This window comes from Oscillospiraceae bacterium, from assembly GCA_015067255.1.
In the GTDB taxonomy this organism is placed as follows: Bacteria; Bacillota; Clostridia; order Oscillospirales; family SIG519; genus SIG519.
On sequence record SVMS01000023.1, the window covers coordinates 1 to 12,841 of the forward strand.

Consider the following 12,841-nt stretch of genomic DNA (forward strand, 5'->3'; position numbering starts at 1 on the left):
AAAGCAAGGTTCAAATATAGTATTGAAGTTTAACAATGCATCAAATATGAGATTAGCTAATTCAAGCGTAACAGGTATTGAAATAAGCACCAACGGTCAAAACTGGACACCTGTTAGTTCAAATCAGATAACCGTTAACGGCGATACTGTTACTATTTCTAATGTTTCTTCAGCAACTCAAATCAGATACGCTTGGACTTCTTGGCCCTCTGTCTCCCTATTTAACGGAAACGGATTACCTGCAGAGCCTTTCCGTGCTATACTTTAAAAATCAATGATTTCTTTAGAAAAATAAAGATATTTTTTAAAAAACAGCTATATTTTAAATTTTTAAGCTTTTTTATACTCCTTCCGACTTTGCTTTTTTCTCGGAAGGAGTATATTATATAATCAAAGGTCAAAGAAAGTCAAAGTCAGAAAAAAGAGGGGAGATTAATATGCGTTCAAGTGATTTAATTGCAGAATTTATAAAAGATTTACTATCTGAAAACGATAGCGTTGAATTAGGAAGAAACGAACTTGCTATAAAATTTTCAGTTGTACCAAGCCAAATAAACTATGTTTTATCTTCCCGCTTTACTCCCGAGCAAGGCTACATTGTTGAAAGCAGACGCGGTGGAGGCGGATATATCAAAATATCACGTCCCAATTATACAAAAAAAGGATATATAATGCATATACTTAACTCTATAGGACAAAGAATAGATGCAGTAAGTATAAAAATATTTTTAAGCAATATGTATGACAATGGTGTTATTGATAAAAAAAGTCTTTCTTTAATGGCAAGTGCATTATCAGATAAAAACTTTTCAGGTGTTCCCCCTCAATATTGGGATATATTAAGAGCATCAATATTCAAAAGTATGCTTATAGGTTTAGAAGATTAAGAAAAGAGGTATTTTTATGTTATGTCAGAAATGTAATGCAAAAGAAGCTACAACTCATATAAAAGAAAATATAAATGGTATTAAAAAAGAAGCTTTTCTATGCTCTGAATGTGCAGCGCATTATCAGGAAAACAGCACATCGTTCCTTGATTTTGATAAAGTCTTTTCAAATATGTTTTTCTCCCCTGCATTAACAACTGTAAAGGCTTTGACCTGCACACAATGCGGTGCCGATATCGGATATATAGAAAAGACGGGAAAAGTGGGATGCGAGAAGTGCTATGAGGTTTTTTCTTCAACTCTTAATCCCTATATTTCTAAAATTCATCACAATGCTCAATATATGGGAAAAATCCCTAATAGCGCAAATAAAAAAATAAAAATCAAAAGAGAACTTGAAGATTTAAAAGCAAAGCTTAATGCTGCTGTAGAAGCTCAGGAATATGAGCAAGCTGCAATAATAAGAGATAAAATCAAAGAAATGGAGGCGTAACTATGAGCATAAAAATTTCTGGACGCATAAGACTTGCAAGAAATATAAGCGGATATCCCTTTGAGAGTAAAATAACTTTAAAACAACAAAACGAAATATGTCAAGCTGTAAAAGAAGCTTGCAAAAATATTGATAATCCCCTTTTTAAAGATTTGACTTTTATAGATATGGCATCCGTTGACGATATTACAGCTCAGTCTTTAGTAGAAGCTCATCTTATAAGCCCTCAATTTATAAAAAACAGAAATGGCAAAAGTCTTTTGATTAACAAGGCACAAAATCTGTCAATAATGATAAACGAAGAAGATCATTTGCGTATACAGGTTTTGGGTGATGCAAGCTCTATGGATAAGCTTTTAGAAACGGCTATGGAGATTGATGATGAGTTGGAAAAACATCTCCCCTTTGCTTTTGACGAAAATTTAGGCTATATAACTCATTGTCCGACTAACTTAGGAACAGGAATGAGAGCATCTGTAATGCTTCATCTCCCCTGTATCAGCGAAGCGGGGCTTCTTAATAAGCTTAACAATATAGTGTCTTCTATGGGTCTTAATTTAAGAGGTATGTACGGAGAAGGCTCTAAAGGAAAAGCGGATTTCTATCAGCTTTCCAATCGTACTACTATGGGAATAACCGAAGGTGATACCGTTAAAAGACTTAATGAAGTTATTAAGACTATTGAGGAAGAGGAAAAACGTGTACGTAATGAATTGATTAAGAAAAAAGGTATTTATTTTGAAAATGATATTTGCACAAGCTATGGAATTCTCAAATACGCAAGAACTATATCAACTGACGAATTTTTAAAGCTTATATCTAAAATAAGATTAGGTATTGAAGCAGAAATAATAAAAGAAATTGATTTAAAAACGTTGGACAGTCTGATAACAGAATGTCATCCTGCTACAATTATGAAAGCTTACGGAGAGCTTACTCCGTCAGACAGAGACTTGAAGCGTGCTGAAATTATCAGAACCAAACTATAGGAAAGGAAATGGTTTTTATGTTTGACAATAGATTTACGCAAAGAGCTGCAAAGGCGCTTAATCTTGCTTTGGAAAGTGCCAAAGAATTAGGTCACGGATATATAGGAAGCGAGCATTTGCTTTTAGGCCTTATCAGAGAAGAAAACGGTATAGCTTCTAAAGTGCTAACATCAAGAAATATTACAATGGCAAACGTTGTAGGTGAAATTATGGAGCTTATAGGAAGCGGTATTCCCTCCCCTGTTTCAGCTCAGGATATGACACCGAGAACAAAAAAAATTATCAACGATGCTTTTCAACAAGCAAGAGCTTTGGGAAACAGCTATGTAGGTACAGAACATCTTTTGCTTGCTCTTATAAACGAATATGATTGTAAAGGCGTTGAAATTTTAAACCGATTAGGTGTTACGCCCGAAATGATAGCAAATGATATAATTGATGTTTTAGGAATTGATACATCAGGAGTAAAAGCTTCCTCTTCAAATCAAACAACTCATACTTCTTCAGCAAGTTCTTCTAATACACCCGTATTAAATCAGTTTGGAAGAGACCTTACCGATATGGCAAGAGAAGAAAAAATCGACCCTATAATAGGCCGTGATGCTGAAATTGACAGAGTTATACAAATTCTTTCAAGAAGAACTAAAAACAACCCTTGTCTTATTGGTGAGCCCGGTGTAGGTAAAACTGCTGTTGCAGAAGGACTTGCCCAAAGAATAACAAAAGGTAACGTTCCTGAAATATTAAAGGATAAACGAGTTGTAACTGTAGATTTATCGGGAATGATTGCCGGTGCTAAGTACAGAGGTGAATTTGAAGAAAGATTAAAAAATGCTCTTGAAGAAGTAAAAAAAGCAGGAAATGTAATCTTATTTATTGATGAGCTGCATACTATAGTTGGCGCAGGTGCGGCAGAAGGTGCTGTGGATGCTGCAAATATATTAAAGCCTTCTTTAGCAAGAGGAGAATTGCAAGTTATAGGTGCAACAACAATCAATGAATACAGAAAATATATAGAAAAAGATTCAGCATTGGAAAGACGTTTCCAACCTGTAACAGTAGGTGAACCTACCGAAGATGAAGCGATAGAAATTTTACGCGGATTAAAGGATAAATATGAAGCACATCATAAAGTAAAAATTTCCGATGAAGCTATTCAGGCTGCTGTAAAGCTTTCAAAAAGATATATTACAGACAGATTTTTACCTGATAAAGCTATCGACCTTATGGATGAAGCTGCGTCTAAAATGCGACTTTCCACTCTCACCTCTCCCCCCGATTTAAAAGAGCTTGAAGCAAAAATAGAAGCATTGGCAAGTGAAAAAGAAGAGGCTGTAAAGGAACAAGATTTTGAACGTGCAGCAAAGCTTCGTGACGAAGAAAGAAATCTAAAAGAAGACCTTGAAAAAGAGAAAAAGAAATGGTCTGAAAAGGCTCAGGGTGAATATTGCACTGTAGGTGAAGAAGAAATCGCGCAAATAGTTTCTAATTGGACTAATATCCCTGTAACAAAGCTCGGTCAAGATGAAAGCCAACGCCTTTTAAATATGGAAAACATTCTTCACGAAAGAGTTGTGGGACAAGACGAAGCAGTTGTTAAAATTTCCAAGGCTATAAGAAGAGGAAGAATTGGTCTAAAAGACCCTAAAAGACCTATTGGCTCGTTTCTTTTCTTAGGTCCGACAGGTGTTGGAAAAACAGAGCTATGTAAAGCGCTTGCTGAAGCAATGTTCGGTGATGAAAATTCTATGATAAGAATTGATATGTCCGAATATATGGAAAAGCATACAGTGTCAAGAATGATAGGCTCCCCTCCCGGATATGTAGGACACGAGGACGGAGGACAATTGACAGAAAAAGTACGCAGAAATCCTTATTCTGTGGTTTTGTTCGATGAAATCGAAAAGGCGCATCCTGACGTATTTAATATACTTTTACAAATTCTTGAAGACGGTATTCTGACAGATAGTCACGGCAAAAAAGTTGATTTTAAAAACACTATTGTTATAATGACATCAAACATCGGAGCAAGACTTATTACAGAAAACAAAAGACTTGGCTTTGCAGATACAGTAGATAGCTTTGACAAGGACCAAAAGAAAATAAAGTCCGATGTTTTGGGAGAACTCAAAAAAAGCTTCAGACCTGAATTTCTTAACAGAATTGACGATATAATAGTTTTTTCACAGTTAAACAAAGAAGATATAAAAAAGATAGCCGGTAAAATGCTTGCTGAGGTTTCAAAACGATTAAATAATATTGAGATTTATGCAAGCTTTGATGACTCTGCCATTGAGCAACTCGCTCTAACAGGATTTGATGCTATATACGGTGCAAGACCGTTGAGAAGAGCCATTCAGAGTAATGTTGAGGACAAAATTGCCGAAGCCTTACTTGAAGGAAAAATCAACAAAGGAGATACTATTTCTGTTTCCTACAACGACGGAGAATATACAATAAAAACCGAAAGCTGATACTTGAAAAAACTTTTATAAAGTAGTATAATTAGCAGACATAGATTAAGTCACTATGTCTGCTAAATTTTTAACTGAAAGGGTTTTTATATGAACTTATCAAAAATAAAATGCTTTATTCTGGATATGGACGGAACAATATATTTAGGTAATAACCTATTCTCCTATACTCATCGTTTTTTAGAAAAAATCAAAAGTACAGGCAGAGATTTTTATTTTTTTACAAACAACTCTTCAAAAAGCACCGATGCATATCTCGAAAAACTCAAAAAAATGAATATAAATATTGATAAAAGCCATATGCTTATTTCAACAAATGTTATTATTGATTATCTTCTTAATAATCATAAGGGAAAAAGTGTATATGCGGTCGGCACTCCTTCAATGTTAGAGTTTTTTACAAAAGCCGGTATTGAATTAAATGATACAAATCCCGATATAGTTGTTATTGGCTTTGATCCCACTCTTACATACGAAAAATTATGCAAAGCTTGTAAATTTGTTAAAAACGGAGCTATTTATTACGGAATAAATCAGGATACTACCTGTCCTGTAGAAGACGGCTTTGTTCCCGATTGCGGTTCAACAGCGAAGCTTATAGAAGCCGCAACAGGAAGATATCCGAGATTTTTCGGCAAGCCCACCGTAGATACATTTAACTATATAATAAAGAAAACGGGATATAAGCCTTGTGAAATTGGTGTTGTCGGTGATAGACTTGAAACTGATATTTCTTTATGTATCGGGAATGAAATGACCTCTATTCTTGTTTTAACAGGCGAAGCAACTAAAGAAGATACCATTAAAAAGAATATTATTCCCGATGTCATTTTAGAAAGTATTGACGAAATTACAAAGTTGTTAACTGATTAATTTTGAACTTTTTCGGAGAAACTCCGTAATGTGCTTTGAAACAGCGAGTAAAATAGTTAGCATCGTTAAATCCACATTGAGCTGCTATTTCACTTATACTCAATTCGTTCAATTTAAGCATTTTTACAGATTGCTCCAATCTGTAAATTTTAAGGTAAGTCATCGGTGTAATGCCGGTGGCTTCTTTAAATTTACGGCAGAAATGTTCACTACTATAACCGAAATTTTTACTTAATACCGTAGTATTAAGGTCTTGAGTGTAATTTTTTTCTATGTAATTTATCATAGCGCTCGATTTGTCGTGTGTTTTAGGTCCGATTTCAGAAAGATGCTTATCAAATAATACAAATAATAACTTATAAACAAGAGATATAATTTCCAAAGAATCCGGATTTTTGTTATAGCAGATTTTATCACAGATATTAATTGTTTCAATATCTGAAATGATATTTTGAAACTTCACTCTCCCTTCGAGTATCAAAGGAAGAGTTAAAGTGCAAATCGGAGCTTCATTATAAAAAGATCTTACATCAAACATAAGAACATCGTATTCCACATTTTCGTTTTCGGTATATCCTTTATGCGCCATTCGCGGTGGAAATATAACCATTTGATTTGTATTTAACATAAAGGTCTTTCCGCCAAGCTCGATTTTCATAGAGCCTTTTTTTACTTTAATGATTTCAAGGCGGTCATGCCAATGTAATGCAAAGCAAGTAAAATCAGATTCGCATTTAAATTGTAATACTTTTACTGCAGCGGCAGTGTATTTAACTATATCAAGTTCTTTTGCTACATTCTTCATAAAAATCACCAAATATCAATTTTGTGCTAAATAATACTTTATTTATACTATAATTATATATATAATTATGCTAACATAAATTTATATAAAATTCAAGAGTTAGGGGAATTTTTATGAAACAATATTCTGTAATTTTAATCGGTGCAGGTATGAGAGGAACAACCTATACCAATGAAATGCTAAATGCTAAAGATAAATTTAAGGTAGTTGGTGTTGCTGAACCTGTCGAAATAAGAAGAAATTATATTAAAAGCGCTCACAATCTTTCTGACGAAATGTGTTATAATTCTTGGGAGGATATTCTTTCTCAGCCTAAAATGGCGGATTTTGCAATAATATCTACTATGGATGATATGCATTATGAGCCTGCTATGAAAGCTATTGAGTTGGGTTATAATCTTCTTCTTGAGAAACCCGTAGCACCTACCGCTAAGGAATGTGCTGATATCGCCCTTGCAGCAGAAAAAAAAGGTGTAAAAGTTCTTGTATGTCATGTATTAAGATATACTAATTTCTTCAAAAAAATTAAAAACATTATAATGGATGGAACTTTAGGAAATGTTATGTCTATTATGCACGTCGAAGCTGTAGGAAATATTCATCAAAGTCACAGTTATGTACGTGGAAATTGGCATAGTGAAAAAGAAACATCTCCTATGCTTCTTGCTAAATGCTGCCACGATTTAGATATTCTTCAATGGCTTTTAGATGAGCCTTGCGAAAAGATACAGTCTTTTGGTAAGCTTACATATTTTACTGAGGCAAATGCTCCAAAAGGCGCACCTGTAAGATGTATTGACGGCGGATGTCCTATTGAAGATACCTGTCCTTACAATTGCCGCAAGCTTTATTATGATGATAAGGAAAATTCTTGGTTCAGATACTCCTCTACCCGTGATATTGTAAAAGGTGATAATATAACAGATGAAGATGTTATGACAGCTCTTAAAACAACCGATTACGGTTTATGTGTATACCACGCTAATAATGATGTTGTTGACCATCAGACTGTTAATATGCAATTTAAGAGTGGAGCAAATGTAACTCTTACAATGAATGCTTTCAACCAAGGCGGAAGATTCATTCGTATTTTTGGAACCAAGGGTGAACTTACTGCTTATATGGAGTCTGACAAAATTGAGATTTATACATTTGACGACGGAAAGCGCAAAGAAGTTGCTACAACCTTGACAGAAGAAAGCATTTTAGGTGGACACGGCGGCGGAGATACCGGATTGGTCTATGAACTTTATGATTATTTCAGCGGAAACTATAATGGATATTGTGCTGCTGACATAAATATTTCAGTAAAAAATCATCTCATAGGCTTTGCTGCTGAAAAATCAAGACGTGAAGACACGGTTGAAAATATTGATAAATTTTTTGCAGAATATGGATTTACAAACAATTAATTTCTAAAAAGCAGATGCTAAAAAGCATCTGCTTTTTTCTTTACTTATAAAAATTTTGTGATATAATATATATATCAAGTTTTATGTTGTGTGGTGAGATAAGTGCCTAACAAGTTTATTTTACATTCAAAATACAAGCCTACAGGTGATCAGCCGGAAGCTATTAAAAGCCTTTCCGATGGCGTTTTAAACGGTTTAAAGGAACAGGTATTGCTTGGTGTAACAGGCTCGGGAAAAACCTTTACAATGGCTAATATAATTGAAAAAGTAAACCGTCCTACCCTTATCTTAGCTCACAACAAAACTCTTGCGGCACAGCTCTGCTCTGAATTCAAGGAGTTCTTCCCCGAAAATGCGGTGGAATATTTTGTTAGTTATTATGATTATTATCAGCCTGAGGCATATGTTCCCAATACCGATACTTATATAGAAAAAGACTCTTCTATAAATGACGAAATTGAAAAATTGCGTCACTCTGCTACTGCCGCTCTTTTTGAACGCAAAGACGTTATTATAGTTTCCAGCGTTTCTTGTATTTACAGCTTAGGTGACCCTATTGATTATAAAAATATGGTTATTTCTATTCGCAGCGGTATGGAAATGAACAGGGATTTCCTTATTTCACGTCTTGTAGAAATACAGTTTGAAAGAAACGATATTGATTTACAAAGAAACCGTTTCAGAGTTAAGGGAGATGTTGTAGATATCTTCCCTGCCGCTTCAACTGATACTCTTATAAGAGTTGAATTTTTCGGTGATGAGGTTGACAGAATATGCGAGGTTCACAACGTAACAGGAAAGGTTAAAGGAGTTTTATCTCACGCCGCAATTTATCCCGCTTCTCACTATGTTGTATCAAGAGAAAAATTAGAGAATGCTCTTATAAAAATAGAAAAAGAAATGCAAGATCGTATAAGATATTTTGAAAGAAACAATAAGCTTATTGAAGCTCAAAGAATTATGCAGCGCACTATGTATGATATAGAAATGCTTCGTGAAATAGGCTTTTGTAAAGGTATAGAAAACTATTCGGCTATTATGACCGGAAGAAAACCGGGTGAGCCTCCTTTTACTCTTATGGACTATTTTCCTAAGGATTATTTACTTTTTGTTGACGAATCCCACGTTTCTGTTCCTCAAGTCAGAGGAATGTACGGCGGAGACCGTTCAAGAAAAGAAAGTCTTATTGAATTTGGTTTTCGTTTACCTTCAGCATTTGACAACAGACCGTTAAATTTTAAAGAATTTGAAGAAAAAACAAATCAAATTATTTACGTAAGCGCAACTCCCGGAGAATATGAACGCTCTCGTAGTGAAAACATAGCTGAGCAAGTAATACGTCCTACAGGACTTCTTGACCCAGAAATAACAGTAAAGCCAACAATAGGACAAATTGACGATTTGTTGAGCGAAATTGTTGAGCGTACACAAAAGAATGAGAGGGTTCTTGTTACTACTCTTACAAAAAAAATGGCTGAGGATTTAACAGAGTTTTTAGCAACATCAGGAATAAAGGTAAGATATCTTCATCACGATGTAGACACTATTGAAAGAATGAAGATTATAAGAGAACTTCGTTTAGGAGAATTTGATGTATTAGTGGGAATCAATTTACTTCGTGAAGGTTTAGATATTCCTGAGGTTTCTCTTGTAGCTATTCTTGATGCTGACAAAGAGGGTTTTTTAAGAAGCGAAACCTCTTTAATTCAAACGATAGGAAGAGCCGCAAGAAACGATCACGGTACTGTTATAATGTATGCTGACAGTGTTACTCCTTCAATGGAACGAGCTATTTCCGAAACGTTAAGGCGAAGAACTATTCAAGAACAATATAATAAGGAACACGGAATTGTTCCAAAATCAATTATAAAAGATGTTCGTGATGTTCTTGAAATAACATCTTCTGAAAAAGAATTGCAAAAAAAAGGATTACGCCGTTTAGGAAAAACTCAAAAACAAGAGCTTATAGAAAAACTAAAAAAAGAAATGAAGGCTGCTGCTACGTTGCTTGAATTTGAACATGCAGCATATCTCAGAGATAAAATAAAGGAATTAGAAAATGAATAATAAAAGTATTTTCATTAAAGGTGCAAGAGAACATAATTTGAAAAATATTGACGTGGAGATACCAAGAGATAAGCTTGTTGTACTTACAGGACTCTCAGGCTCGGGCAAATCTTCTCTTGCTTTTGATACGATTTATGCAGAGGGACAACGCCGCTATGTTGAATCTCTTTCCTCTTACGCAAGACAGTTTTTAGGACAAATGGAAAAGCCTGATGTAGATTATATCGAAGGTCTCTCCCCTGCTATTTCCATTGACCAGAAAACCACCTCAAAAAATCCACGGTCAACAGTGGGTACTGTTACGGAAATATATGATTATTTCAGACTTTTATATGCAAGAATAGGTGTTCCCCACTGTCCTATTTGTAAAAAAGAAATACGTCAGCAAACAATTGACCAAATTACCGACAAAATTCTCTCTTTACCCGAAGGAACAAAGCTTCAAATTATGGCTCCTGTTATACGTCAAAGAAAAGGAGAGCACATAAAAGTAATTGAAGATGCAGAAAAAAGCGGATTTGTCAGAATTCGTGTAGACGGAAACATTTATGATGTTTCTGAAGAAATAACATTAGATAAAAACAAAAAACACTCTATTGATATTATCGTTGACCGTTTAGTAATTAAGCCTGATATAAGAAAACGACTTGCGGATTCTATTGAAACAGCTTCGCATCTTACTAAAGGAATTATTCTTGCTGTTACCGAAGATAAAGAATATTTATTTTCGCAAAAATATGCTTGTCCCGATCACGATATAGAAATTGATGAACTTACACCAAGAATGTTTTCTTTTAATAACCCTTTTGGCGCTTGTAAAACTTGTACAGGCTTAGGCACTCTTTTGAAAATAGATCCCGATTTAATAATGCCAAACAAAAATCTTTCAATAGCGCAAGGTGGAATAAGAGCAAGCGGCTGGAGTTATGCCGAAGGCGGTACTATTGCTGAAATGTATTACAGAGCTTTAGGAGAAGAATACGGTTTTAAGATAACCGATCCCCTTTCTTCTCTTTCAGAAGAAGCAATAAACGCTATTCTATACGGTACAAACGGTAAAAAGCTTTTAATGACAAGGGTTAATGAATACGGAAGCGGTACCTACAAAACAGATTTTGAAGGTATAATAAACAATCTTGAGCGCCGTCACAGAGAAACAAGCAGCGATTTTATGCGTTCTGAAATTGAAAATTCTATGACAGAATTGCCTTGTCCAGACTGTAAAGGTGCAAGACTTAACAGTAATGCTTTGGCTGTAACAGTAGGAAATCTTAATATTTATGAGCTTACAAAGCTTTCAGTAAGTGACTGTATTGATTATTTTGAAAATCTTGTTCTCTCTGAAAAAGATAAGATAATCTCACATCAGATATTAAAGGAAATAAATTCCCGTCTTAACTTTTTAAAAAGCGTAGGTCTTGAGTATTTAACGCTCAATCGTTTTTCCGGTACATTGTCAGGTGGAGAAAGTCAACGTATTCGCCTTGCAACTCAGATTGGCTCTTCTCTTATGGGTGTACTGTATATTTTAGATGAGCCAAGCATAGGATTACATCAGAGGGATAACGACCGACTGTTAGAAACTCTGAAAAAACTGCGTGATTTAGGTAATACACTAATTGTAGTTGAACACGATGAAGATACTATGCTTAATGCAGATTATATTGTTGACATCGGTCCAGGTGCAGGAATTCACGGAGGAGAAATAATAGCCGCAGGAACAGCACAGGAAATTATGCAAAACAAAAATTCTATTACAGGACAGTATCTGAGCCGTCAAAAATTTGTTCCTATACCTGAAACAAGAAGAAAAGGTAATGGAAACACATTGAAAATTATAGGTGCATCTGAAAATAATCTTAAAAATATTGATGTTGAAATACCTCTTGGCACTTTTACCTGTATCACAGGAGTATCAGGCTCAGGTAAATCTTCTCTTGTAAATGAAATTCTTTACAAGAGCTTAGCATCTCAGTTAAATGGCGCTAAATGCAGAGCCGGAGCTCACAAAACTATTGAAGGCATAGAAGCTTTAGATAAGGTTATTGATATAGACCAATCTCCTATCGGACGCACTCCACGTTCAAACCCTGCTACTTATACAGGTGTATTTTCGGATATAAGAGAGCTTTTTGCCAACACCAACGATGCTAAAGCAAGAGGCTATAATGCAAGCAGATTTTCTTTTAACGTAAAAGGCGGAAGATGTGAAGCTTGTCAGGGTGACGGAATATTAAAAATAGAAATGCATTTTTTGCCCGATGTATATGTTCCTTGTGAAGTTTGTAAAGGTAAACGCTACGGAAGAGAAACGCTTGAAGTAAAATATAAGAATAAAAGTATATACGATGTACTTGAAATGACAGTTGAGGAAGGTATCGAGTTTTTCAATGCTATTCCTAAAATAAGAAAAAAGCTTGAAACTCTTTATGAAGTTGGTTTAGGATATATAAAAATAGGCCAACCCTCTACTACCCTTTCAGGAGGAGAGGCTCAGCGAGTAAAGCTTGCTACTGAGCTATCTAAACGCTCTACCGGTAAAACGATATATATACTCGATGAGCCTACCACAGGTCTTCACGCTGCTGATGTTCATAAGCTTATTGATGTTCTTAATAAGCTTGTAAAGGGCGGAAATACAGTTGTTGTTATTGAACACAATTTAGATATAATAAAAACAGCAGATTATATTATTGACTTAGGCCCCGAAGGCGGCGATAAGGGAGGTAATATAGTTGTTTGCGGTACTCCTGAGCAAGTAGCCGAATGTGAAAAATCATATACCGGCAAATATATCAAAAAAGAGTTAAATCGCAATTAAATTATTAACAAGAAAGGATA

10 protein-coding genes are annotated in these 12,841 nt (G+C 34.9%); 9 read left to right on the top strand and 1 reads right to left on the bottom strand.

All coding sequences use genetic code 11. The annotated features are described in order from the left end of the window. Positions 1–46: 46 nt before the first annotated feature. From E7480_06200 to E7480_06225, 6 genes are all read left to right on the top strand, one after another. The gene (locus E7480_06200; protein ID MBE6904182.1) at positions 47–268 is read left to right on the top strand and encodes a hypothetical protein; all 222 of its coding nucleotides are present in this window, start codon (positions 47–49) and stop codon (positions 266–268) included. 169 nt (positions 269–437) lie between these two features. Then, on the top strand, positions 438–887 hold the full coding sequence (locus E7480_06205; GenBank protein MBE6904183.1) for a CtsR family transcriptional regulator: 450 nt from the start codon (positions 438–440) through the stop codon (positions 885–887). Positions 888–903: 16 nt separating this feature from the next. Further along, on the top strand, positions 904–1,380 hold the full coding sequence (locus E7480_06210) for a hypothetical protein (protein ID MBE6904184.1): 477 nt from the start codon (positions 904–906) through the stop codon (positions 1,378–1,380). A gap of 2 nt (positions 1,381–1,382) precedes the next feature. Next, positions 1,383–2,369, top strand: coding sequence for an ATP--guanido phosphotransferase (locus E7480_06215; protein ID MBE6904185.1), 987 nt, complete (start codon positions 1,383–1,385; stop codon positions 2,367–2,369). Between the two features lie 17 nt (positions 2,370–2,386). Then, positions 2,387–4,843, top strand: coding sequence for an ATP-dependent Clp protease ATP-binding subunit (locus tag E7480_06220; protein MBE6904186.1), 2,457 nt, complete (start codon positions 2,387–2,389; stop codon positions 4,841–4,843). Positions 4,844–4,933: 90 nt separating this feature from the next. Next, the gene (locus tag E7480_06225) at positions 4,934–5,716 is read left to right on the top strand and encodes an HAD-IIA family hydrolase (protein ID MBE6904187.1); all 783 of its coding nucleotides are present in this window, start codon (positions 4,934–4,936) and stop codon (positions 5,714–5,716) included. On the opposite strand, the gene E7480_06230 is transcribed toward E7480_06225, so the two are convergent. Further along, positions 5,694–6,521: an AraC family transcriptional regulator gene (locus tag E7480_06230; GenBank protein MBE6904188.1), complete on the bottom strand. Its 828-nt coding sequence runs from the start codon at positions 6,519–6,521 to the stop codon at positions 5,694–5,696. The two genes, E7480_06225 and E7480_06230, sit on opposite strands and share 23 nt — an antisense overlap. Positions 6,522–6,634: 113 nt before the next feature. Here E7480_06230 and E7480_06235 point away from each other — a divergent pair, with 113 nt between their 5' ends. The 3 genes from E7480_06235 to uvrA all read left to right on the top strand — a co-directional run bounded on the left by E7480_06235 (position 6,635) and on the right by uvrA (position 12,821). Next, entirely contained in the window at positions 6,635–7,933 is a 1,299-nt protein-coding gene (locus tag E7480_06235) for a Gfo/Idh/MocA family oxidoreductase (protein ID MBE6904189.1), read from the top strand. Positions 7,934–8,035: 102 nt separating this feature from the next. Then, positions 8,036–10,000 carry an excinuclease ABC subunit UvrB gene (gene uvrB, locus E7480_06240; GenBank protein MBE6904190.1) on the top strand — a complete coding sequence of 655 codons (1,965 nt, stop codon included), beginning with the start codon at positions 8,036–8,038 and terminating at the stop codon, positions 9,998–10,000. Beyond that, positions 9,993–12,821, top strand: a complete 2,829-nt coding sequence (gene uvrA, locus E7480_06245; protein ID MBE6904191.1) for an excinuclease ABC subunit UvrA — start codon at positions 9,993–9,995, stop codon at positions 12,819–12,821. Before uvrB ends, uvrA begins: the two co-directional genes overlap by 8 nt. Positions 12,822–12,841 lie beyond the last annotated feature (20 nt).